Consider the following 21876-nt stretch of genomic DNA (forward strand, 5'->3'; position numbering starts at 1 on the left):
TACTTATGAAGAAAATTACAATTTTAAGTTTATTACTTTTAATAGGCTTATTTGCGCAAGCACAATGCCCAGTTCCTGATGGAAGTTTCTTGGGCGGCTATTTTATTCAACAACAAACACCCATTCATCCAGAAAATGGCGTATTGAGTTTTGAAGACCAAGTTGTTTTACTTTCAGAGGGAGATACGCCAGAGTCTAGAGTTTTTTCTGCGCTTTATCTAGAAGATCTCGGAATTGCAAATCAAGCGCCAACAGAAGTTACTTTTACTTTGGATTGCGGTGATGTTATTGTTGATGATAATCTTGACACGACTTTAACTTGTGATCAAATGGGAAATATTACACTAGGCTCTTCTGCCAACGTAGGTACCTATGATGAAAATGATGACACATCCTTTACATTAATTATATCAGAATATCAAGATAATGGGGGTTGTAATGTACCGACACCATTAGAAACGACATTCACATTAACCAAACTCAACTGTAATGTGCCTGAAAATATTGAATTCAGTAATACAACATTAAATAGTGTGGACGTAAACTGGACAGATTCTAATGGCGCAAATACGACTTGGGAAATCGAGTACGGAAGCCCAGGTTTTGAATTAGGTAGTGGTTTAGAAACAATTTCTAATATTACCAACACAAATGAGACGATAGACAATTTAACAGAAAACACATCTTACGAAGTCTATATTAGAGCTAATTGTGACGGTGCAAGCGGCGATAGTCCATGGGTAGGTCCTGCAAGCTTCAATACTGATACAAATTGTGGGAGTTTATTTATGGAAAATGGATTTCCTGTTACAATAGGCTTTGACGATTCGGTTGCTTTCCAAAACTGTTATACTATTATTGATGAAGATGGAAATGGAAATTCATGGATACAACAAGAAATTGCATTATCTGATGTCACAATGTCTTCATTTGCTACCAACGGAACTAACCAAGGGCAAAAAGAAGATTACTTAATTTCTCCAGCAATACCGATGCTAGCTAATGCAACTTATGACATCGATGTAACTTATAATGGAGCAAACAATGGCGCAAATGGTGCTGCAAATGAGGCTTTTGAAATGATTATCGCAACAGATAATACAGTAGCCAGCGCAAGTAATGGGACTACAATTTTTACAGATAGTGGTATTCAACAAAATGGTGATTTTGCAAATGTTGAAGCCCAAGCTTTAAACGGTACAGGTACATTTACACCTAACACAACTGGCGACTATTATATTGTTTTTAAAGCTAATGGGCTACCAGGACCTACACCAAGTTCTACTGGATTTTTATTACTTTTTGACTTTACTGTAAGTGAAACTTTGAGCGCAAGTAACTTCGAAACTTCTAAGTTTACTCATTTTTACAAAGACGGTCAATTAGGTCTAGAAGCTAACCAGAACTTTGAAAATGTTATTATCTACAACATGTTAGGTCAAGAAATGATTAACACTAAACTTTCAAATAGTAATGAAAGTATCAACGTTTCTAATTTAAGCAACGGAATGTACATCACTAAAGTAACAATTGGCGATAAAACTGAAACTTTTAAGTTTATCAAAAAGTAATTTGAAATTACTTTTAAAATCAAAAAGCTCTGGAAATTCCAGAGCTTTTTTTATGATTCAAATTTAATAATTATACACAAAAAAGATTCTTAAATCAAACCACCTTCTGTTTATTTGCCAATTGACCACAAGCAGCATCAATATCTTTTCCACGAGAATGTCTCAAAGTTACGGTGATGTAATTGGCTTCCAAAGCAGTTTTATACTTGGCAACGGCTTCATCTGAACCTTGCTGAAATTCACCATCATCAATCGGGTTGTATTCTATCAAATTCACTTTGCAAGGAATGTGTTTACAAAACTGTACCAAAGCACGAATATCTTCAACTCGATCATTTATGCCTTTCCATACAATATATTCATAAGTAACAGCTTTTCCAGTATGTTCGTGCCAATAAATTAAAGCATCGCGTAAATCAGCCAAAGGAAATTTAGCATTAAACGGCATTATTTGCGTTCTCACTTCGTCTATGGCAGAGTGTAATGAAACCGCCAGATTGAATTTTACCTTATCATCTGCCAATTTTTTAATCATTTTTGGCACGCCTGATGTCGACAATGTAATTCGTTTTGGAGACATGCCCAAACCTTCTGGAGAAGTGATTTTCTCTACAGATTTCAATACATTATTATAATTCATCAACGGTTCACCCATCCCCATATAAACAATATTTGACAACGGGATTCCATTATACAAACGACTTTCTTTGTCAATGGCAACCACTTGGTCAAAAATTTCATCGGCATTCAAATTACGCAGGCGTTTGAGTTTTGCAGTAGCGCAAAATTTACAATCTAAGCTACAGCCGACTTGTGAAGAAACGCAAGCCGTCGTTCTCGAAAAGGTTGGAATCAAAACTGATTCAACAGTAAATCCATCGTGAAGTTTTACCGCATTCTTTATCGTTCCGTCTTTGCTTCGTTGCATTTCGTCAACTTCAATATGATTGATGACAAAATTGTCTTCAAGCATTTGTCGAGTAGATTTCGACAAATTGGTCATGTCCTCAAAATTATAACTGGCTTTATTCCAAAGCCAATCGTAAACTTGAGAGCCACGGAAGGATTTGTCGCCCTGGGCTACAAAAAAATCTTGAAGTTGCTCTTTGCTGAGCGCACGTATATCTTTTTTCTTTTCCACGCCGCAAAATTAAGTAAAAACTTAAGAATGAGCATACAAAAGTGCGTTAATGATATTTAGTAAACAAGCTTGTCGCTTTGTTGTAAGCAGACTCAAAACTTGTCATTTTGATATTGGCATCAATATTATTAGAATTGAAATATGACAGCATTTTTTCAGTCTGCATATTTCCAGTCAAATCATCTTTTGCCATCGGACATCCACCAAAACCCTGAATAGCGCCGTCGAATCTTTGGCAACCAGATTGCACAGCAGCATGTACTTTTTCGTACCACTTGTCTGGCGTGGTATGCAAATGCGCTCCAAATTCCATATCAGGATATTTTGGAATTAAATTTGAAAATAAATAAGAAATAGTTTCTGCATCAGAGGTTCCTACAGTATCGGAAAGCGATAGAATTTTCACGCCTAAATCGGATAACTTTTCTGTCCATTCACTCACAATCTCAACATTCCAAGGGTCTCCATATGGATTGCCAAAACCCATGGACAAATAAGCCACAACAGATTTATTTTTGGCTTCAGCGATTTCTAAAATAGATTTCAATACCTCAACAGATTCAGCGATAGTTTTGTGTGTATTTCGCATTTGAAAATTTTCAGAAATTGAAAATGGATAGCCTAAATAGTCAATCTCTGGAAATTCCGAAGCGTCTTTTGCTCCACGAATATTAGCAACAATTGCCAATAACTTGCTTTGCGTTTCAGACAAGTCCAATAAGTCTAAAACCTTAGCAGTATCCTGCATTTGCGGAATTGCTTTGGGAGAAACAAAGCTTCCAAAATCTATTGTATCGAAACCACACCGCAATAATGATTGGATGTACTTGGCTTTTTCGTCGGTCGGAATGAATGATTTGATCCCTTGCATTGCATCCCTAGGACATTCAATTATTTTTACTGATTCCATGCATCAAATATACAGTTTTGAACAATTTTCAAAAGTAAAATTTAAGTTCTTATTAGAATAAAATCAAAATTGCAATTAAAATGAAGATAGAAATTTGAAACCACTTAAAAAATTCTGCTTGATGTTGAGATTTCATCAACAAATTTGAAATGCGGTCGGACAACGTGGCAACAATGCCGAAAATCAACAAAGCTTGAAGCATGAAAATAAATCCTAAAATATAAAACTGAGTGACAGTATTTGTTGTTGACCAAAGAAACCCAGGGAAAAAAGCTAAAAAAAACAAGCTTACTTTAGGATTCAGCAAGTTCATAATCAGTCCAGTTTTGAAATATTTACCCAAACTTTTATAACTTGAAGATTTGGTAAGTTTCAATTCGCTGGAGTTTGCATAAACTTTATATGCTAAATACAAAAGATACACTGCACCTGCGATTTTAATACTCCAAAACAAAGTTTCAGAACTTTTAATGATCGCTGACACCCCAAAAGCAACTAAAGTTGTATGAAAAATGATGCCTGATACTAAACCCAAAGCAATGACAAATCCTCTCAATTTACCACCAACCAAACTTTGAGACAACACGTAAATAATATCAGGACCAGGAGAAATAGTCAATGCCATAGAAGCCAAAAGAAAAGCAAGAATTTGTTCCCACATTTTTGTTATTGCTTCAAAATTGCTTGATTTATTTTCTTGATTAATCCAGGACCTTCGTAAACAAATCCTGTGTAAAGTTGAACTAAACTTGCACCTGCATTCAGTTTTACCAAAGCATCTTCTGGGGACATAATGCCGCCAACACCAATAATTGGAAATGCACCTTGACTTTCTTCTGACAAAAAGCGAATGACTTCTGTAGCTTTTTTCTCAAGTGGTTTCCCACTCAAACCGCCTATTTCTGATTGATTGGAATCTGTAAGTCCATCACGCGAAATTGTTGTGTTTGTAGCAATCAGTCCAGCAATTTTAGTTGAATTGACAATATCTATGATATCCAATAATTGATTTTTATTTAAATCTGGCGCAATTTTTAAAAGAATTGGTTTCGATTTTTTCTTTTGATTATTTAAATTCTGAAGATGATTCAAAAGTTTGGTAAGCGGTGCTTTGTCCTGCAAATCTCTTAGATTCGGTGTATTCGGAGAACTTACATTCACCACAAAATAATCCACATAATCGAATAAGGCTTCAAAGCAAATTTCATAATCATCGATGGCTTGTTCATTTGGCGTGGTTTTATTCTTACCAATATTTCCACCAATAAGGACAGATTTATTTTTCCTCAATCTTGCCACTGTTTTTTCAACACCTTCATTATTGAAACCCATTCTATTGATAATAGCTTGGTCAGATTTCAACCTAAATAAACGCTTTTTAGGATTGCCGCTTTGCGGTTTTGGCGTCACTGTTCCAATTTCCACAAATCCAAAACCCAGTTGAGACAATTCTTTGTAAAGTTTGGCATCTTTATCGAAACCTGCCGCTAAACCTACAGGGTTTTTAAATTTCAAACCAAAAACTTCACGAGTCAATTTTGGATCGTTGACTTGAAATTTTGATTTTATGAATGAAGAAAAACCTGGAATTTTATTTAAAAACTTCAAAGATTTGAAACTGAAATGATGCACTTTTTCCGGATCAAATTTAAATAGAATTGGGCGGATTAAACTTTTATACATCATTGAAAAATTTCAGCAAAAATAAGTATTTCCTGAGAAGAGAAAGCCTTTTCTTGATATTGCTGTGGGATATTTCTTTATTTTTGAAGAAATTTAATTTCAAATGATAGACAAGGACCAGATTTTAGCACGTTTTATTCAATATATCAAAATAGATTCTCAAAGCGATCCTAACAGCGAAACCACGCCAAGCACAAATAAACAGTGGGAAATTGCAAATATTTTGAAATCAGATTTAGAGAATATTGGTCTTCAAAATGTTGAAATCGACGAGCATGCTTATGTCATGGCGACATTGCCGTCTAATATTGATAAAGATGTTCCAAATATTGGATTTGTAGCCCATTTTGATACTTCTCCAGATTTTAAAGCTTCAGACATTAATCCACAAATTCATCATAATTACGACGGTGGCGATATCATTTTGAACAAAGAAAAAAACATTGTTCTATCCTCAGATTATTTTGAAGATTTAAAACAATATAAAGGCCAAACTATAATTACAACCGATGGCACAACTTTGCTAAGTGCAGATGATAAAGCTGGTGTTACAGAGATTGTTACGGCTATGGAATATTTGGTAAACCATCCTGAGATCAAACACGGCACAATAAAAATTTGCTTTACGCCAGACGAAGAAATCGGTCGTGGCGCACATAAGTTTGATGTTGAAGAATTTGATGCCAAATGGGCTTACACTATGGATGGTAGCCAAATTGGTGAATTGGAATATGAAAATTTTAATGCAGCCAAAGCTAAAATAGAGTTTAACGGAACCATCGTTCATCCTGGATACGCTAAAGGCAAAATGGTAAATGCCATGTATCTCGCTCAAGAATTTGCATCACGCCTACCTGTAGAGGAAGTTCCTGAAAAAACCAGTGGTTATGAAGGTTTTTTTCACCTTACAAATATGAAGGGAAAAGTTGAGCATGCTGAATTGAATTACATCATCAGAGATCATGATTTAGATAAATTTGAAGCGAGGAAACAACTGATGAAAAAAATTGCTCATAATATGAATCAAAATTATGGTAAAGATATAGTTGAACTAAAAATTGAAAACCAATATTTCAATATGAAGGAAAAAGTGGAACCTGTAAAGTTCATTGTTGATGTTGCAGAAGAAGCTATGAAATCACTGAATATTCAACCAATTTTGAAACCAATTCGCGGAGGTACAGATGGCGCACAGCTAAGTTACAAAGGACTGCCTTGTCCAAATATTTTTGCTGGCGGTCACAATTTTCATGGCAAATATGAATATCTTCCTCTTAAAAGTATGATCAAAGCCACAGAGGTTATAATCAAAATTGCTGAGCTAACACCGAAGCGTGTTTAAAATTTGAGTTATATTACAGACATTAACTTTTTATGTATCTTCGTTATTCTAATTTTTTAGTATGAAATTTTTTAAATATTTGTTTTTTTTAGTGCTACTTGTCATCGTTTTGGGCTCTTTATATATTGCTACTATTTCTTTGCCTTCCAAAATGAGTTTGGAGTTTGAAACGGAATTGCATCCTGAATTGTTTCAGCAAAAAATTGTGAATTTCGAGAGTTATCCGGAGTGGTTGAGCATGATGAATCTGGAAAATACTGACGCTAGATTCAGCAATATAGAATCCGCCGAAGATGCTACAATTTCATGGCAAAATGAAAGATTTGATGCAATTAATATTCAAAATAAATCTATCGACACTGATTCTATAATTCAAAATTTTACGCTCAAAACTTGGCTTAGTCAATCCAAAAACAAATTATCTTGGCATTTTTCTGATGAAAACGAACAGCCTATTGTCAAGCTCAATATTGAAAATGAAGGTAGTTTTTGGCAGAAAGTAGATTTTGTATTATCTGAAGAATCACATCAGGAAAACCTAAAAAGCGTCTTTGCTAAAAGTTTACAAAACTTAGAGAATTTGATAAAAAAAGAAATTGCCGTGTACGACATTCGTTCTATTGGCACTGTAGATTATGGTGGTTTTTATTTTTTGCATGCAACTTCAGCATCGAAGTTAGATTTCAAAAAAATAATAAATAAATCAAGACCTATTTTCAAAAGTATTGAGAATTTTATGACATCTCAAAATTTTGAAATAACGGAAGGACGATTGATACTCTTAGAAAATTTATACGAAAATGAATCTAATCTCATTTTCTCTGCTGGTCTTGGCACAGATTCCCAAACAGCGATTCCCTACGAATATGAAATCTTATCTAAACAGATTGAACGAGGCATATTTTTAAAAACACAGCTTAAAGGAGATTACATCAATCTGAAAGAAATGTTACAGTTTGCTCAAAAATACATTGCAGATCGTGGGTTGGAGATCAACAAAAGACAAAAACCAGTTTTAGAATTTAAAGTAAGCGAAATTCATACAATCAACCCTTCCGAATGGGTTACTAATCTTTATATTCCTGTGTTTATTACAGAATAAATAATATGAAATCTTTGTTATTGGTTTTTTTAGGCGGTGGTTTGGGTAGCATTTGCAGATATTTGGTAACCTTAGCTTTCAAAGGAATGAAAATTCAGCATTTCCCCTATTATCAAACACTAACCGTGAATATTCTGGGCAGTTTTTGTATCGGTTTAGCCTTGGGTTGGCTGCTGAAAAACAATCCTCAGAATTCCGATTTACAACTCTTGTTAATCACAGGTTTTTGCGGTGGTTTTACCACATTTTCTGCCTTTTCTTCAGAAAATTTAAATCTGTTGAAAAGCGGACAATTTATGGAGTTTGCACTTTATATTTCTGTCAGTATTGTTTTAGGATTGCTAGCTGTTATTTTAGGTTTTAGTTTGGGGAAATAAAAATCAATCAATAGCCTTTGTCCACATCCACTTCATGGATTAAATCTTCTCCCGATTTCATTTTTTCAAAATTAGTCAGCAATTGTTCTGCAACTGAATTTGGGTCGGTCATACTAGCGATATGTGGTGTGACTTGAATTTGAGAATGTTCCCAAAATTTGTGAGATTCTGGAAGCGGTTCTTCTTGAAATACATCTAAACTTGCTCCTGACAAAAACCCTTCATTTATGGCTTTTATCAAATCATTTTCCACTAAATGCTCGCCGCGAGCCACATTGACTAAATAAGCATTGGGTTTTAGTTTTTTGAATAAATCAAAATTTAAAACTCCTTTAGTTTCTGAAGTTACCGGTAACAAACACACTAAAATATCAGTTTGTGTTAAAAATTCGTCCATATTTTGCTTTCCATAAACAGAAATTTCATTGATTGTTTTTGAAGAATTTGCATAACCAATGACTTTAAATTCATTTTTATGAAGTTTTTCTCCGGCGGCTTGACCTAGATTGCCATAACCCATAATACCAACAGTTGTCTTTTCTGGAGTTTGATAACTTTTCAATTTCCAATTACTTTTTTGCTGATTTTGCCAATGCAAAAATAAATTTCTTGTTACCGCTAGACATTGCAGTAACACAAAATCGCTCATATCTTTTGTCAATTGTTCATCAACAATTCTAGTAATTTTCACTCCTTTCGGTAAATTGTCGTCTTTCAAAATATGGTTGACGCCTGCGCCCATCGAAGCGATGACTTTTAGGTTTGGATAATTCTGGTAAATGCCTTCTGGATGTTTCCAAGAAATGGCAAATTCAACATCATCAGGTCTATCTACTTCTGGGTAAACTTGGATATCTAGATCCTGATTTTTAGACTTTAAAGTATCAACCCAAGATTTTGGATTTCTATTTTGACTTACAATTAATATTGACATTTGTATTTTTTTTGGAAAATTAATCAAATTTATACTTCTGATCCATAGCATAACGCAGCAATTCACCCTTACCAGATAATCGTAGTTTATTTGTCATATTTCTACGATGTGTGTCGATTGTAGAAATGGCAGTTTGTCGAATATCTGCAATTTCAGCAGAAGTTTTTCCTGAGGCAATCAATTCTAAAATTTGTCTTTCAGATTTCGAAAGCATATTTTTTGGTTGTTCAGTTTCTTCAGAAAAAGCATAAGTTATTCCATTAATGCTTTCATCATAGTATTTTTCGCCTCTAGAGATTGCGTAAATCGCTTGAATGAGTTTGTCCAAAGAAGATGTTTTTAGTATATAGCCATCTGCATTTTCGGATTTCATTTTATTGATTGCATCAGCCTGATCGAACATAGAAAAAGCAATAACTTTTGTAGGTTCAAAATTAGTTTTTATTTCTTTAGTTAGCTGAATACCATCCATTTTCGGCATTTTCAAATCTATAATAGCCATATCAATAGTTTCCGTTTTCAAATGATCTAAAAACTGTTGACCATTATTGGCTGTAAAGGCTAACTGAATATCATCGGTTTCGTCCAATTTTAATTTTACACCATCGATTAAGGCTTGGTGGTCGTCTGCAATAGCAATTTTTATCATGATAAAGGAATATCAATTAATATAGTAGTTCCACGTCCTATTTTGGAGTCTATTTGTATTTTTCCGTTCAAGTATTCTATGCGTTGAGAAACATTTTTCAAACCGATAGAATCCTGATGATTTGAGTTGTTTTCATCGAAACCAACTCCATTGTCCTCAATAATCACACTTAATTGATTATTTTCGAGACTGGTTAAAGAAATGCTGGCTTCGGTGGCTTTGGCGTGTTTTATAATATTTGTCATCAACTCTTGAATAATTCTAAACACGTTCAACTCTATATTATTACTAAGTTTTTCTTGGATATGCATATTCAATTCAACTTCAACTTTACTAAAATCACTAATGTTCTTGGCTAAAGTTTTCAAAGCAGGCTCAAGTCCATTTTTAGCCAAAACTCCACTATGTTTCAAGTGCGCCAATCCACGGATCTCATGGTAGGTTTCTTCTAGTAGTTGGTGTGTTTTATCAAATAAAGTTGCCACTTCTTCTTTTTCAGAAAATTTACTTTTAATGTGTTCAAAAAAAGAATTTATTGCTGTAAAGTTAGCGCCGATATTATCATGTAAGTCGCTTGCTATTCTGGCTCGCTCTTTTTCTTGACCTTCTATAATAGCATCAATAGCTTTGAGTTCTTGTTCTTTAAGTGATTTTTCAATTTTCTTAATCGAAATCACTTTATCTTTTTCTGCTAATGCGCGTTTCTTTTTGCTGTTTTGATATAAAGAAATTGATAAAATAATAATGAAAAACAAAGCGCCAATTGTGGCATAAATTAGGTTTTGCTTCCTGTCATTTTCTTGTTTCAAAAGCAAATTTTCTTTGTCTTTTTTTTCTGCCTGAAAACGGGTTAAACTGATGTTTTGTTTTTGCAAATTCAAGCTATCACGATATTGGAGTGACAGGTTGAGATATTTGTAAGCTGAATCTATTTCAGATATACTTTTATAATCTTCAGAGAGATTTTTATAAATGTAGGCTGTAAGGTCGAAGTCGTAATTCAGATTTCGGTTTTCATTAGCTTTCTTTGCCCAAAATATGGCAGTTTCATAATCTTTAGTATATCTCGCCAAATCCGAAAGATTATAATATCCCAAAGCCACCTTGTGTGGCAAATCTAAAGCTTGATTGATTTTAATGGCTTTATTATAATAATGGGCAGCAGAATCTTTATCAGTTTCGATATCTGTATAATACATACCGTGAAATGTATGAATCACGCCTAATGTAAATGGATTTGGGTCTTGTTCTTGGTAATTATATGCATTCTGAATATGATCTAAAAATGAGCTTGAAGATTCCTTATTTAAACTTTCAAAAGCCATTTCTATTTCTGCATTTGCCAACTGATTGGGATCGCCAATATCTTTTGCTAAAGTGAAAAATTCCGCTAAATAATCGGTGTCTTCAGCATAAATATCGGGATTGCCAACCGTGTAGAACAAATCGTGATTAATGCTGTTATACCTCAGCATATCACCAATTTTCTTATAATAATTTTGGGCTTTTTTGAAATTTCTTGAAGCTTGCTCGGCATTACTATTGATATCGAAGGCGTCTCCTAAATAATGAAAATAATAGGCTTTCAGACGATCGTCTAACTTTGTTGTGTCTATTTCGAATAAAGTTTCAAAAGATTTTTGAAGTTGCTTATGACGATTGAAATAATCAGCTCTTGCAATTGCTGCTATATTTCCTTTATATTTTTCAGTTTCAAAAAGTAAAATTTGAAGCGAGTCATATTTGTGGTATTTGAACAAACGGTCTAACTCTTCATTTTGAGCGAAAGAAAAATTAGAAAAGAAACTAAATAAGACGACTAATGCAAAGGAATAATTTTTCGTAAATATCGATTGCATAACAAGTGATTAGTGAACCTCTAAAGTAAAAATTTATAAACGAACTGAGATTTAAAAATGAAATTATTTTAAGAATTAATAACTTTTATTCTTTCCAAAAAAACTTCAGCAAAAATAAAATACCCACAAAAACCAAAAACCCAACCAAGACAAAAATAGAATTCTTATAATATTTTTTATGCAAACGCTTGTCTTTAAAGTAAGTAAAGACAACAATACTAATGAAAGTTACAGCAAAAATAATTGCGAATGTAATTTGACCTGAAGTGAGCATAAAAACGTATTTTAGGCAAAAATAAAGCTTAATTTCATGAAAAAATCAATAAACAGTGTAAAAAAATTCCATGAAGCCTTCGGACTGGATGTCTCTGAATCTAAACTTGCCAATTTGGGTTTAGCTAAAAACTTATTACGCTACAAACTCATGCGAGAAGAAAACGAAGAATATCTTGAAGCTGCCAACAACAATGACATGACAGAAGTTGCTGATGCGTTGGGCGACATGCTTTATATTTTGTGTGGGACAATTATTTCTCACGGCATGCAACACAAAATTGAAGAAGTTTTTAATGAAATCCACCGTAGTAATATGAGTAAATTAGGCAACGATGGTCAACCTATTTATCGCGAGGATGGAAAAGTTCTAAAAGGTCCGAAATACTTTAAGCCTGACTTAGAAAAAATTCTAAATAGTTAAAACAATCCGTGAATCTCACCGTCTATTTTATTGATAATATGGCCTAAATCTTCTGGTTTGGTCACAAAATCAAGTTCATCAACATCAATAATTAGCAATTTACCTTTATCGTATGTTTGGATCCAAGCTTCGTAGCGTTCATTCAATTTATTGAGATAATCAATAGAAATGGAATTTTCGTATTCACGACCACGCTTCTGTATTTGTTTAACCAAATTTGGTACGCTACTTCTTAAATAAATTAGCAAGTCAGGAGCTTCTGTTACAGATTCCATTAAATTGAAGAGCGAACTATAATTTTCATAATCACGATTGCTCATCAAACGCATGGCGTGAAGATTTGGCGCAAAAATAAATGCATCTTCATAAATCGTTCTGTCTTGAATAATATCGGTTCCACTTTCGCGGATGTCTAAAATTTGTCTGAAACGGCTGTTTAAAAAATAAATTTGTAAGCTGAAAGACCAACGTTTCATATCTACATAAAAATCTTCGAGATATGGATTTTCTAAAACATCTTCAAACTCAGCTTTCCATTTGTAATGTTTAGAAATCAATTTAGTAAGTGTCGTTTTGCCGGAGCCAATATTTCCTGCTATCGCAACATGCATAATATTAGTTATTTACCTTCGTTATTTTGTAATTATGAAGCGTTTTGCCGTCGTAAATATATAAGTTTTGCCCGTTGAAATGCAATTGTTCAGCGTTAATTTTTGGCTTTTTTAAATCATATATTTTTGAGGTCTCTGATTTTAAAATATGAAATCCTATTTTAGTTTCAAACCATAAATCTGATTTGAAATTATCAAATCTAATTAGATTTTCAATGTCTATTCTGTTTACTAAACTGCCATAAATATTGAATTTCTGTAAACCAGATTCATCTTGCAACCAACAAAAATTATAATTGCATTTTTGACTTTTAATAGTCTTGTTTAATGGCAATGATTTATTACGAATTCGATTATTTTCATAATCATAAAGTTCCAGTTCTTGGTTATCAACATTGAAAAGCCAAATTGAATTGTCCTTACCCAAATTCACATATTCTACGTTTTTGTACGGGTAAATAGTATTAAAATTAATGCGTTCGATTTCATTCAAACGATTGTCCAAAAAAACAACCGTATTCGCATCTTGATAAAAAAGTAAAATCTTAAGCGGATTCAGAAGATCTACGCTACTCAAATCGCCCAGTTGAAGATCTTGAAATTCAAAATTGTTGTTTTTTTCAGACTTATAAAAAACGTTGTTTTTAGAAAAATAAACCTGATTATAGACATCCACTCCCCAAAAATGATCTGCTTTCAAAGGTGTGGTTTCGACTATTTCCAAATCAAAATCTTGGGCTAAAACGCCTAAACTAAACAGACAGCAAATCAGTTGAAAACATAAACGCATGGAATTCAAATTTTAGTGAAAGTTAGCAATTTATTCGAAAAACTTTCAAAGTTCAGCCATAAACAATCGATGCCGTCTGTAATCATATGAAAGATTAGACCGATTGCGATCAATCTGATGGTTTTATGTTGAACAAAAATTAAAATTCCGAAATATATCAAAATCGCAATTTCGGAATGAAAAGTATGAAAACCTATGCTACAACGCTTAGGATCAAAAATGGGTTCTGCCCAAAGATGATCGATATCAACAAGCATTGTCGCTAGTAAAACAAAGTAATTTCGCCATAGGTTTTGACGATCGTAAAACCAAGCAATAAGCAGGATAACTAAAAAATGATTGCCATAATGCAGAACAACTTGCCACATATTTTTCAAAATAAATGCGAAGTTCAGTTAAACCACTCTTAAACACAAGTCTTTTTCAACTAAAAACGCCGCCTATAAAAACCGAAAAACTTATTTTTGCAAAAAACAAAAACAATGAGTGATAAAAAAATCGCCCCTTCCCTACTCGCTGCAGATTTCGCCAATCTTCAATCTGACATAGAAATGGTAAATGAAAGTCAAGCCGATTGGTTTCATATTGATATTATGGATGGCGTGTTTGTCCCAAATATTTCTTACGGAATGCCGGTTTTGAAAGCCATCACAAAACATACAAAGAAATTTGTAGATGTCCACCTCATGATCGTCGATCCAGATCGATATATTCAAACTTTTGCAGATTTGGGTTCCAACATGCTTACCGTACATTATGAAGCTTGTACACATTTGCACAGAAGCTTGCAATCTATCAAAAATGCAGGCATGAAAGCTGGTGTGGCATTGAATCCACATACGAATGTGAATTTACTAAAAGATGTGATTCAAGATATTGACATGGTTTGTTTGATGAGTGTGAATCCAGGATTTGGCGGTCAACATTTCATTGAAAACACTTACGACAAAATCACTGAATTGAAAGCATTAATCGATGCTAAACAAACTTCAACGCTTATAGAAGTTGATGGTGGCGTTACCGATAAAAACGCTGAAAAATTAGTAAAAACCGGAGCTGATGTTTTGGTTGCTGGCAGTTTTGTTTTCAAATCTGAAAATCCCAAAAACACAATTTCTGAATTGAAAAACTCAATAAATAGATAATTTATGACCTACGACGTGCTGATAGTTGGCGGCGGACCCATAGGAATTGCTTGTGCCTTGGAAGCCAGAAAAAAAAATCTGTCTTACATTATAATTGAAAAAGGCGCATTGGTCAATTCATTATACAATTATCCTGAGAAAATGACGTTTTTCTCAACTTCTGAAAAACTAGAGTTGGACGGTATTCCTTTTGTGAGCAGCAATCCAAAGCCAAGAAAACAAGAAGCTTTGGAATATTATCGTCGCATCGTAGAATCCAAACAAGTCCACATCAATCTATTTGAAAAGGTCGAAAAAATAGATAAAGCAGAATCAATTTTTGAAATTAAAACTTCAAAAACAAATTATAAATCCAAAAATCTTGTTCTCGCTACAGGTTTTTACGACATTCCAAACTACCTGAATATTCCAGGCGAAGATTTACCGAAAGTCACCCATTATTACGGTGACCCACATTATTATGCAACTCAGAAAGTCGTGGTCGTCGGTGCCAGCAATTCTTCGGTCGATGCTGCTTTAGAAATTTATAGAAAAGGCGGTAAAGTGACAATGATTGTCCGCGGAGGCGACATTGGATCGCGAGTAAAATATTGGGTACGACCAGACGTCAAAAACAGAATTGAAGAAGGAAGTATCAAAGCACATTTCAATGCTGAACTAACCAAAATTGACGAAGATTTTGTTGAATTTAAAGATGAAAACGGAAAAATTCAAAAATTGGAAAACGACTTTGTGTTGGCACTTACTGGTTACCGACCAAATTTTGAATTTTTAGAAAAACTCGGCATTCAACTTTCCAAAGACGGTTTGAGCATTCCAGAATACAATCGACAAACTATGGAGACCAATGTGGAAGGCATTTATTTAGCTGGCGTTATTTGCGGCGGTATGGAAACACACAAATGGTTTATTGAAAATTCTAGAATACACGCCAAGATGATTATGGAAGACATTAATTCTTAAATAACATTTGTTCTTAAGTTTCAATTAACATTTTACTTATTTTTAAGCATGTTAAATCAAAAACTTAAAAAATCATTTGAACATCTGAATTCTTTTGTGCTTTCTGAAAAATTAAAAGAAAAGCTAGAGAAATTCATTGTTATCGCTGCTATAATAAGTTTTGCGGTGCATCTCGGCATTATTGGTCTGATAGATTTTAACCTGTTAGACATCGGTAAATACGATGGAAATTTAATCATCAGCCCGATTTCAGCAATTTATACACCATTTTCTATCATTTTGATATACGAGGTTTATCTGTTGGTATTTCACCTCCCGAAATCTATCACAATTTATATAGGAAAGCAATATGAAATCATTACGCTAATCTTAATTAGGAAGATCTTTTATGACTTATCCAACCTCGAATTTTCATCTAGTTGGTTTTCTATAGAAAGTGATATTCAATTTACTTTAGATCTTGTTGCGACTATTGCTTTGTTCTTTTTAATATTTCTATTCTACAAGTTAAATTCAAAAAATAAAATTGAAAAGCAGAAAATAAATAAGAAGACAAAATCGCATATTAAGGTTAAAAATGTTTTCGCAACGATACTGGTTCCTGTTATTGTTTTACTTGCGCTTTTCTCTTTTGGCAACTGGTTTTACGAGACCATTAGCAACTCAAATTATTCGTCTACCTCCATCAAAACAGTAAATACTATTTTTTTCGATGATTTTTTCACGGTTTTGATACTTATAGATGTACTTTTGCTGTTGTTTTCATTTCTTCAAACTGAAGAATTTAGCCGTGTAATACGAAATTCAGGTTTTGTTATTTCAACAATTCTTATCAAACTTTCATTTTCTGCTGATAACATCATCAACACGATTTTAATCGTTGTCGCAGTCAGTTTTGGTGTTTTGATTCTTTTTATTTACAATCAATATTTCAAATTGAATCAAAAACTAAATTATTAAGCGTTTGAAAATTATATATTTAAACTGTAATTTCAACAAAAAAGTAAAAAATGTACGATTTCATAATTATTGGTGCAGCACAAGCCGGGTTATCCATGGCTTATCAACTGGATCAACTTGGAAAGAAATATTTGGTTTTGGACAAAGAGAATGAAGTTGGTGCTTCTTGGCTAAATCGCTGGGATTCTTTAACATTATTCACACCTTCAGAATTCAACAATATGGAAGGTCTGAAATTTCCAAAACCCAAAGGTCACTACCCTGACAAATACGAAGTCGCTGAATATTTTAAAGCCTACGTCAAAAAATTCGATATTCCAATTGAATTCAACACTTTAGTGACAAAAATTGAAGATAAAACTGATTATTTCATTGTTGAGCATGAAGGCGGTTTTTATGAAACCGAAAATGTAATTGTCGCTACTGGTCCATTTCACATTCCGTATACACCACCATTTGCAGATAAAATTGATAAAAGTATTTTTCAAATACATAGTAATTTTTATCAGAATCCGTCACAACTGCAAGTTGGCACAGCTATGGTGGTTGGTGGTGGCGACTCTGGTTATCAAATTTTGGATGAAGTTTCTGATACCGACCGAAAAGTATATTTTTCTGGAGATACCAGTGTAAAAACTCTGCCTCAAGAATTTCTAGGAAAAACCCTGTGGTGGTGGTTTACTAAAACTGGTTATTTGAATTTCAGTAAAGATTCTTGGATTGGCAAACAAATCAATAGCGCCAAGCAACCCGTCATTGGTGTAGATGTGAAAGGTATTTTAAAGAAAAAAAACGTTCATCCTGTCGGGAAAAGTTTAGACGCCAAAGCTGAAATGATAAAAACTGAAGCTGCTGAATTAAACGATGTTAAAAATATTATTTGGGCAACTGGCTACCGACCAAAATTCGATTGGATTGAAGGTTTGGAACTTGACAAAGATGGTTATCCTGTACATGAACGCGGGGTGAGCAATATCGACGGATTGTACTTTATTGGTTTACCATGGTTACACACCAGAGCTTCAGCAACTTTGGGTGGCATCAAAAAAGACGCCAATCATCTAGGGAAATACATCGCTAAGAAAAGTAAGAAAAAAGAAAAATCTATAGCATAATAAAATTTTAATGTAAGTTTCATCCGAAAAATCATTCAAATGAAAACTTTGAGTTACTATATAATAGTTCTTGCGCTGATTGGTTTTAGTAAAACTGTTCAATCTCAGGATATTTATTTTTACGATGGCGACTGGGGTCGAACTTTAGAATTTGCTGAAGAACAAGAGCGTTTGATTTTTGTAGACGTTTATGCCATTTGGTGTCGTCCGTGCCGAGAAATGTCAAAATATGTATTTACAAATCCACATGTGGGAAAATATTTTACAGAGACTTTTATCAATAAAAAAATTAATGCTGAACGCGGAGTTGGAATTGACTTAGTTAAAAAATACAATGTAAAGGCATTACCTACACTTTTAATTTTAGACAGTGACGAAAATCTCATTGCTAAAACAACAGGTTATCAAAGCTCTAATCAACTGCTGAGATTTGCCAAATCGGCTTTGAGAAAGTATAATAGAAAGCATAAATAAGCTTTATATTATTTTACAGATAAATATTAAATCCAGTTCCGAATTAGTTTCATTTTGCTTATTTTGCCAAAAAATTCAACAAAATGAAGCCCTTTTCTAAGATTTCTTTTCTTTTAATTTCATTTAGCATTTCAACTTTTACGTTTGGTCAGCAGTTAAATTCATCAGAGGATCAAAACATTATAAGCCCAATTTACAAAGGCTGTGAAACCGAAGCAAATGAAAAGGATTCTAAAAAATGCCAAAGCAAGAAGATTCATAATTTTCTAAAGAAAAAACTAAGCTTTTCTAAGAAAGATAAAAAAAGTCTAAATGCTGGGATGAATCGATTTTATGCGAAGTATAAAGTTGATGAAAATGCTAAAATTACCAACATAGAAATACTGACTCCTCACAAACAAGTCAAGGATAAAATCAGAAAACTTATAGAAAAGCTGGAATATACAAAACCTGCCACTTTTGAAGACGGAACGCCTACAAGCGTGACACAAATGGTACCGATTAATTATTATAATCAAAAAAAAGGTCCTGAGTTTATCCTTTTGAATTCATCTTTAGAAATCACTAGCGATAATTTAGATATAAAAAGCGTCTATCCTGTTTATGATTTTAAAGAAAAAAACAACAATGTAGCAGATTACAAAAGCTTTAATAAAACTACAGAATTATTTTTAAATGCTTATAATAATTTTATGGATACTAGTAAATTAGAATCCTATTTTGAAAGCGGTAGAAATGAGTTTAAAATAAATTTTACACTCGACAAGCACGGCGATTTTAAGAATATTGAGGCTCTTGTCGACAATCGTATTTTGAAACTTTATTTGGAAAATGCACTGAAAAATATCAACAAATTTAGCCTAGCAAAAGTTAACGGCAAGCCAGTCTCTATAGATTTCACTGCCAGGTTGGTATATCTTAATAATAAATAAATTTATGAATTCATTGTTAAGATTATTTCCCACTTGCATTATTATGCTCTGTTTTAGCTTGAATGCACACGCACAGCAAAACCTAGCAGCTGTAGAATTGGACCAACCTGCCGTTTTGAAGTCTTGCGACCCAAACTGGAGTCATCGAGAAATTAACTATTGTCTATCAAAAAGGTGGGAAAGCTACTTAAACAAGTAAAGTTAAGCAAAGCTGAATATAAGACTTGGAAAAACACCAATACTAAAATGTATGCCAAGTTCACAGTTAGTGAAACAGGTAAAGTTAGAGATATAGCATTCAGACCAGCACATTATTCTTTCAATAAAAATTTCGTAAAGCTTTAAAAGGCTTAGAATTTAAACAACCTGCAATTAAAAACGGAAAACCTACTCAACAAACATTCATTATTCCTATTTCTTTGGCAATTAATGGAACGATGCCAATACTTAGTAAACGTTCTGGCTTCAATATCGAAAATTCCTATGTAGAATGTAAAAGTCATCAATTAAACGATTTTTCACAAGTCCCGTTATTTGGTCTTAAGGCAGAACAAGTCAATGCATTGAACACTAAAGATCCAGATTTAGCTTTTGAAGTAAGTAAGAAGAACTTGATTAATCATTTCATTGAATTCATTAACGTCACAAATATCAAACCTTATTTTGAACCTGGGGAAAATGCATTTTTTATTAATTTTTCAATTGATGAAAACGGAGAAATCAACAATGTTGTGGCAGATATTGATAATCGCATTTTGAAACTCTATTTAGAAAATGCTCTAAAAAATATAGGTGATTTTTCAATGGCAAAAGTTGATGGTGAAGCGGTGAAATCAGATTTCCTACTTAAGCTTGTTTACAACTATTAAGGCTACACCGGCTACATTCACAATTTAGAAGTATTGGTTTCTAATACGCAAAAAACCGCTTCAAAAAATTTGAAGCGGTTTTATATTTTTAAAAAATTGTCTTTAGTTTAAGACAATACTTTTTGAACTTTATCTGCTGCTTCTTTGAACAATACTGCAGTTTCAACATTCAGTCCAGCTTCTTCTATCAGTTCCACTGCTTTTTCAGCATTGGTACCTTGAAGCCTGACGATGATTGGCACATTAATTTTGTCGCCTAAACTTTTGTAAGCTTCAATAATGCCTTCTGCGACACGGTCGCAACGGACAATTCCACCAAAAATATTGATTAAAATCGCTTCTACCTTTTCATCTTTCAAAATTAAATTGAAAGCTTGTTCAACGCGTTTTGCATCTGCTGTTCCGCCAACATCAAGGAAGTTAGCTGGTTCTCCTCCGGCAAATTTAATCAAATCCATCGTTGCCATTGCTAAACCTGCGCCGTTGACCATACAGCCGACATTTCCATCTAGATTCACATAGCTTAAACCTGCATCTCTAGCTTCAACTTCAGTTGCATCTTCTTCGCGCGTATCGCGCATGTCTTGATAATCTTTGTGTCTAAACAAGGCTGAATCGTCTAAAGTTACTTTAGAATCCACAGCAATAACGCGATCATCACTTGTTTTCAAAACTGGGTTAATTTCAAATAATGAAGAATCTGAACCTTCGTAAGCCTTGTATAAAGACGTGGCAAATTTTGTCATTTCTTTAAAAGCTTTACCTTCCAAACCTAGATTGAAAGCAATTCTTCTTGCTTGAAATGGCATAATGCCAGTGCTAGGATCAATTTCTTCAGTAAAGATTTTGTCTGGCGTTTCTTCAGCAACGGTTTCAATATCTACTCCACCTTCTGGTGAATACATAATCATATTTCTGCCAGTGGCTCTGTTCAACAATACGGACATATAATATTCCTCAGGTTCGCTATCGCCAGGATAATAGACATCTTCAGTGACTAAAATTTGGTGAACTTTTTTACCTTCTTCAGAAGTTTGTGGCGTAACCAAATTCATACCGATAATTTCGTCAGCCAGTTGCTTTACTTCCTTAAGGTTTTTAGCCAATTTTACGCCACCACCTTTTCCACGACCACCAGCATGAACTTGTGCTTTAATCACATGCCATCCGGTGCCAGTTTCTTCAGTCAATTTTTTTGCCGCTTCTACAGCTTCCTCTGGGGATTTAGCAAGAATTCCTTTTTGAATTCCTACGCCGTAACTGCTTAATATTTCTTTGCCTTGATATTCGTGTAGATTCATAATCAGGTTTTATGATATAAAATTTGATTCACAAAAGTAATAATTTAAATTTTCGATACAATGTTTTTTTGCGAAAGAAAACTTAAACCTGAAAAATCATTGTATTTCAGGAAGTTCAAGTCTTAGTTTTGTAGTTGAATATAATGTATCCACGCAAATTACTATTTTTAATAAAAAATACCTAGACTAACATTATGAAATCAAACCAAAATCAAGCCCTTGTGGAGCTGGCTTATGCCAAAATGCATTTCGGCAAATACAAAGATTATTACTTGTCAGATATTCCAGAATATTATTTGGTTTGGTATCAACGCAAAGGATTTCCTGACAATAAACTCGGGCGGCAAATGCAAGAAGTTTTGGAAATGAAGGTGAACGGTCTTGAACATATACTGCGACAAATTCGACACAGAAAATTATGAATCTTTTGGTTTTTGTGGTTCAAAAGCAA

The 21876-nt window shown here is 33.6% G+C and carries 26 protein-coding genes; 14 read left to right on the forward strand and 12 right to left on the reverse strand.

What is annotated here, in order from left to right; all coding sequences use genetic code 11:
• Positions 1 to 5 precede the first annotated feature (5 nt).
• Positions 6 to 1571 (forward strand): T9SS type A sorting domain-containing protein, encoded by a 1566-nt coding sequence (locus tag EIG86_RS01480; protein ID WP_127844378.1) that lies wholly within the window; start codon positions 6 to 8, stop codon positions 1569 to 1571.
• A gap of 94 nt (positions 1572 to 1665) precedes the next feature.
• Here the strand turns inward: EIG86_RS01480 and rlmN are convergent, their stop codons facing one another.
• The 4 genes from rlmN to EIG86_RS01500 are packed head-to-tail and all read right to left on the reverse strand — an operon-like array spanning position 1666 to position 5305.
• Positions 1666 to 2712, reverse strand: a complete 1047-nt coding sequence (rlmN, locus tag EIG86_RS01485) for a 23S rRNA (adenine(2503)-C(2))-methyltransferase RlmN (RefSeq protein ID WP_127844379.1) — start codon at positions 2710 to 2712, stop codon at positions 1666 to 1668.
• A 46-nt stretch (positions 2713 to 2758) separates the two neighbouring features.
• On the reverse strand, positions 2759 to 3622 hold the full coding sequence (locus tag EIG86_RS01490; RefSeq protein WP_127844380.1) for a hydroxymethylglutaryl-CoA lyase: 864 nt from the start codon (positions 3620 to 3622) through the stop codon (positions 2759 to 2761).
• Positions 3623 to 3674: 52 nt separating this feature from the next.
• Positions 3675 to 4283 carry a LysE family translocator gene (locus EIG86_RS01495; protein WP_127844381.1) on the reverse strand — a complete coding sequence of 203 codons (609 nt, stop codon included), beginning with the start codon at positions 4281 to 4283 and terminating at the stop codon, positions 3675 to 3677.
• Positions 4284 to 4288: 5 nt separating this feature from the next.
• Positions 4289 to 5305, reverse strand: a complete 1017-nt coding sequence (locus tag EIG86_RS01500; protein WP_127844408.1) for a quinone-dependent dihydroorotate dehydrogenase — start codon at positions 5303 to 5305, stop codon at positions 4289 to 4291.
• 103 nt (positions 5306 to 5408) lie between these two features.
• Here EIG86_RS01500 and pepT point away from each other — a divergent pair, with 103 nt between their 5' ends.
• The 3 genes from pepT (at position 5409) to crcB (ending at position 8126) form a co-directional block, all read left to right on the forward strand.
• Entirely contained in the window at positions 5409 to 6647 is a 1239-nt protein-coding gene (gene pepT / locus EIG86_RS01505) for a peptidase T (protein WP_127844382.1), read from the forward strand.
• Between the two features lie 61 nt (positions 6648 to 6708).
• Positions 6709 to 7749 carry a GyrI-like domain-containing protein gene (locus EIG86_RS01510; RefSeq protein WP_127844383.1) on the forward strand — a complete coding sequence of 347 codons (1041 nt, stop codon included), beginning with the start codon at positions 6709 to 6711 and terminating at the stop codon, positions 7747 to 7749.
• A 5-nt stretch (positions 7750 to 7754) separates the two neighbouring features.
• Positions 7755 to 8126 (forward strand): fluoride efflux transporter CrcB, encoded by a 372-nt coding sequence (crcB, locus tag EIG86_RS01515; protein ID WP_127844384.1) that lies wholly within the window; start codon positions 7755 to 7757, stop codon positions 8124 to 8126.
• A gap of 7 nt (positions 8127 to 8133) precedes the next feature.
• Here crcB and EIG86_RS01520 read toward each other — a convergent pair whose 3' ends face one another.
• The 4 genes from EIG86_RS01520 to EIG86_RS01535 form a co-directional block, all read right to left on the reverse strand.
• Positions 8134 to 9060, reverse strand: coding sequence for a 2-hydroxyacid dehydrogenase (locus EIG86_RS01520; RefSeq protein WP_127844385.1), 927 nt, complete (start codon positions 9058 to 9060; stop codon positions 8134 to 8136).
• Between the two features lie 19 nt (positions 9061 to 9079).
• Complete coding sequence (locus EIG86_RS01525) at positions 9080 to 9709, reverse strand: response regulator transcription factor (protein WP_127844386.1); 630 nt, start codon at positions 9707 to 9709, stop codon at positions 9080 to 9082.
• Positions 9706 to 11568, reverse strand: a complete 1863-nt coding sequence (locus EIG86_RS01530) for a sensor histidine kinase (RefSeq protein ID WP_127844387.1) — start codon at positions 11566 to 11568, stop codon at positions 9706 to 9708. Before EIG86_RS01530 ends, EIG86_RS01525 begins: the two co-directional genes overlap by 4 nt.
• Positions 11569 to 11653: 85 nt before the next feature.
• Entirely contained in the window at positions 11654 to 11842 is a 189-nt protein-coding gene (locus tag EIG86_RS01535; RefSeq protein WP_127844388.1) for a hypothetical protein, read from the reverse strand.
• 36 nt (positions 11843 to 11878) lie between these two features.
• On the opposite strand from EIG86_RS01535, the gene EIG86_RS01540 reads away from it, so the two are divergent.
• Positions 11879 to 12265, forward strand: coding sequence for a pyrophosphohydrolase domain-containing protein (locus EIG86_RS01540; protein WP_127844389.1), 387 nt, complete (start codon positions 11879 to 11881; stop codon positions 12263 to 12265).
• Here EIG86_RS01540 and EIG86_RS01545 read toward each other — a convergent pair.
• From EIG86_RS01545 to EIG86_RS01555, 3 genes are read right to left on the reverse strand one after another with little or no spacing between them, the layout of a single operon-like run.
• The gene (locus tag EIG86_RS01545; protein ID WP_127844390.1) at positions 12262 to 12876 is read right to left on the reverse strand and encodes a deoxynucleoside kinase; all 615 of its coding nucleotides are present in this window, start codon (positions 12874 to 12876) and stop codon (positions 12262 to 12264) included. The genes EIG86_RS01540 and EIG86_RS01545 overlap by 4 nt on opposite strands.
• Positions 12877 to 12880: 4 nt before the next feature.
• Positions 12881 to 13666: a hypothetical protein gene (locus EIG86_RS01550; RefSeq protein WP_127844391.1), complete on the reverse strand. Its 786-nt coding sequence runs from the start codon at positions 13664 to 13666 to the stop codon at positions 12881 to 12883.
• Between the two features lie 5 nt (positions 13667 to 13671).
• Positions 13672 to 14034, reverse strand: a complete 363-nt coding sequence (locus EIG86_RS01555; RefSeq protein ID WP_127844392.1) for a DUF6122 family protein — start codon at positions 14032 to 14034, stop codon at positions 13672 to 13674.
• A gap of 114 nt (positions 14035 to 14148) precedes the next feature.
• On the opposite strand from EIG86_RS01555, the gene rpe reads away from it, so the two are divergent.
• From rpe to EIG86_RS01590, 8 genes are all read left to right on the forward strand, one after another.
• On the forward strand, positions 14149 to 14811 hold the full coding sequence (gene rpe, locus EIG86_RS01560) for a ribulose-phosphate 3-epimerase (RefSeq protein ID WP_127844393.1): 663 nt from the start codon (positions 14149 to 14151) through the stop codon (positions 14809 to 14811).
• A gap of 3 nt (positions 14812 to 14814) precedes the next feature.
• A complete protein-coding gene (locus tag EIG86_RS01565) occupies positions 14815 to 15774 on the forward strand; it encodes a YpdA family putative bacillithiol disulfide reductase (protein ID WP_127844394.1) in 960 nt (319 codons plus the stop codon).
• 48 nt (positions 15775 to 15822) lie between these two features.
• Positions 15823 to 16734, forward strand: a complete 912-nt coding sequence (locus EIG86_RS01570) for a hypothetical protein (protein WP_127844395.1) — start codon at positions 15823 to 15825, stop codon at positions 16732 to 16734.
• A 50-nt stretch (positions 16735 to 16784) separates the two neighbouring features.
• Positions 16785 to 17849 (forward strand): flavin-containing monooxygenase, encoded by a 1065-nt coding sequence (locus EIG86_RS01575; RefSeq protein WP_127844396.1) that lies wholly within the window; start codon positions 16785 to 16787, stop codon positions 17847 to 17849.
• A gap of 39 nt (positions 17850 to 17888) precedes the next feature.
• Positions 17889 to 18323: a thioredoxin family protein gene (locus EIG86_RS01580; protein WP_127844397.1), complete on the forward strand. Its 435-nt coding sequence runs from the start codon at positions 17889 to 17891 to the stop codon at positions 18321 to 18323.
• An 83-nt stretch (positions 18324 to 18406) separates the two neighbouring features.
• Positions 18407 to 19255, forward strand: coding sequence for a hypothetical protein (locus EIG86_RS01585; RefSeq protein ID WP_127844398.1), 849 nt, complete (start codon positions 18407 to 18409; stop codon positions 19253 to 19255).
• 174 nt (positions 19256 to 19429) lie between these two features.
• Positions 19430 to 19600 (forward strand): hypothetical protein, encoded by a 171-nt coding sequence (locus EIG86_RS14070; protein WP_157983095.1) that lies wholly within the window; start codon positions 19430 to 19432, stop codon positions 19598 to 19600.
• Between the two features lie 92 nt (positions 19601 to 19692).
• Positions 19693 to 20124 (forward strand): hypothetical protein, encoded by a 432-nt coding sequence (locus EIG86_RS01590; protein ID WP_127844399.1) that lies wholly within the window; start codon positions 19693 to 19695, stop codon positions 20122 to 20124.
• Positions 20125 to 20231: 107 nt separating this feature from the next.
• On the opposite strand, the gene sucC is transcribed toward EIG86_RS01590, so the two are convergent.
• Entirely contained in the window at positions 20232 to 21425 is a 1194-nt protein-coding gene (gene sucC / locus EIG86_RS01595; RefSeq protein ID WP_127844400.1) for an ADP-forming succinate--CoA ligase subunit beta, read from the reverse strand.
• 194 nt (positions 21426 to 21619) lie between these two features.
• Here sucC and EIG86_RS01600 point away from each other — a divergent pair, with 194 nt between their 5' ends.
• A complete protein-coding gene (locus EIG86_RS01600; protein WP_127844401.1) occupies positions 21620 to 21847 on the forward strand; it encodes a DUF3820 family protein in 228 nt (75 codons plus the stop codon).
• Positions 21848 to 21876: the final 29 nt, after the last annotated feature.

The organism is Psychroflexus aestuariivivens (genome assembly GCF_004010055.1).
GTDB lineage: Bacteria > Bacteroidota > Bacteroidia > Flavobacteriales > Flavobacteriaceae > Psychroflexus > Psychroflexus aestuariivivens.

What these genes read in the sequence shown, in the direction of transcription:
- EIG86_RS01500 (WP_127844408.1), bottom strand. Translation starts at nt 5,305, where the DNA reads ATGTATAAAAGTTTAATCCGCCCAATTCTATTTAAATTTGATCCGGAA.
- EIG86_RS01585 (WP_127844398.1), top strand. Translation starts at nt 18,407, where the DNA reads ATGAAGCCCTTTTCTAAGATTTCTTTTCTTTTAATTTCATTTAGCATT.
- rpe (WP_127844393.1), top strand. Translation starts at nt 14,149, where the DNA reads ATGAGTGATAAAAAAATCGCCCCTTCCCTACTCGCTGCAGATTTCGCC.
- EIG86_RS01545 (WP_127844390.1), bottom strand. Translation starts at nt 12,876, where the DNA reads ATGCATGTTGCGATAGCAGGAAATATTGGCTCCGGCAAAACGACACTT.
- EIG86_RS01525 (WP_127844386.1), bottom strand. Translation starts at nt 9,709, where the DNA reads ATGATAAAAATTGCTATTGCAGACGACCACCAAGCCTTAATCGATGGT.
- EIG86_RS01600 (WP_127844401.1), top strand. Translation starts at nt 21,620, where the DNA reads ATGAAATCAAACCAAAATCAAGCCCTTGTGGAGCTGGCTTATGCCAAA.
- EIG86_RS01575 (WP_127844396.1), top strand. Translation starts at nt 16,785, where the DNA reads ATGTACGATTTCATAATTATTGGTGCAGCACAAGCCGGGTTATCCATG.
- EIG86_RS01495 (WP_127844381.1), bottom strand. Translation starts at nt 4,283, where the DNA reads ATGTGGGAACAAATTCTTGCTTTTCTTTTGGCTTCTATGGCATTGACT.
- EIG86_RS01480 (WP_127844378.1), top strand. Translation starts at nt 6, where the DNA reads ATGAAGAAAATTACAATTTTAAGTTTATTACTTTTAATAGGCTTATTT.
- EIG86_RS01590 (WP_127844399.1), top strand. Translation starts at nt 19,693, where the DNA reads ATGCCAATACTTAGTAAACGTTCTGGCTTCAATATCGAAAATTCCTAT.
- EIG86_RS01570 (WP_127844395.1), top strand. Translation starts at nt 15,823, where the DNA reads ATGTTAAATCAAAAACTTAAAAAATCATTTGAACATCTGAATTCTTTT.
- EIG86_RS01540 (WP_127844389.1), top strand. Translation starts at nt 11,879, where the DNA reads ATGAAAAAATCAATAAACAGTGTAAAAAAATTCCATGAAGCCTTCGGA.
- EIG86_RS01555 (WP_127844392.1), bottom strand. Translation starts at nt 14,034, where the DNA reads ATGTGGCAAGTTGTTCTGCATTATGGCAATCATTTTTTAGTTATCCTG.
- EIG86_RS01490 (WP_127844380.1), bottom strand. Translation starts at nt 3,622, where the DNA reads ATGGAATCAGTAAAAATAATTGAATGTCCTAGGGATGCAATGCAAGGG.
- EIG86_RS01535 (WP_127844388.1), bottom strand. Translation starts at nt 11,842, where the DNA reads ATGCTCACTTCAGGTCAAATTACATTCGCAATTATTTTTGCTGTAACT.
- EIG86_RS01530 (WP_127844387.1), bottom strand. Translation starts at nt 11,568, where the DNA reads ATGCAATCGATATTTACGAAAAATTATTCCTTTGCATTAGTCGTCTTA.
- EIG86_RS01510 (WP_127844383.1), top strand. Translation starts at nt 6,709, where the DNA reads ATGAAATTTTTTAAATATTTGTTTTTTTTAGTGCTACTTGTCATCGTT.
- EIG86_RS01565 (WP_127844394.1), top strand. Translation starts at nt 14,815, where the DNA reads ATGACCTACGACGTGCTGATAGTTGGCGGCGGACCCATAGGAATTGCT.
- EIG86_RS01520 (WP_127844385.1), bottom strand. Translation starts at nt 9,060, where the DNA reads ATGTCAATATTAATTGTAAGTCAAAATAGAAATCCAAAATCTTGGGTT.
- EIG86_RS01550 (WP_127844391.1), bottom strand. Translation starts at nt 13,666, where the DNA reads ATGCGTTTATGTTTTCAACTGATTTGCTGTCTGTTTAGTTTAGGCGTT.
- sucC (WP_127844400.1), bottom strand. Translation starts at nt 21,425, where the DNA reads ATGAATCTACACGAATATCAAGGCAAAGAAATATTAAGCAGTTACGGC.
- EIG86_RS01580 (WP_127844397.1), top strand. Translation starts at nt 17,889, where the DNA reads ATGAAAACTTTGAGTTACTATATAATAGTTCTTGCGCTGATTGGTTTT.
- crcB (WP_127844384.1), top strand. Translation starts at nt 7,755, where the DNA reads ATGAAATCTTTGTTATTGGTTTTTTTAGGCGGTGGTTTGGGTAGCATT.
- pepT (WP_127844382.1), top strand. Translation starts at nt 5,409, where the DNA reads ATGATAGACAAGGACCAGATTTTAGCACGTTTTATTCAATATATCAAA.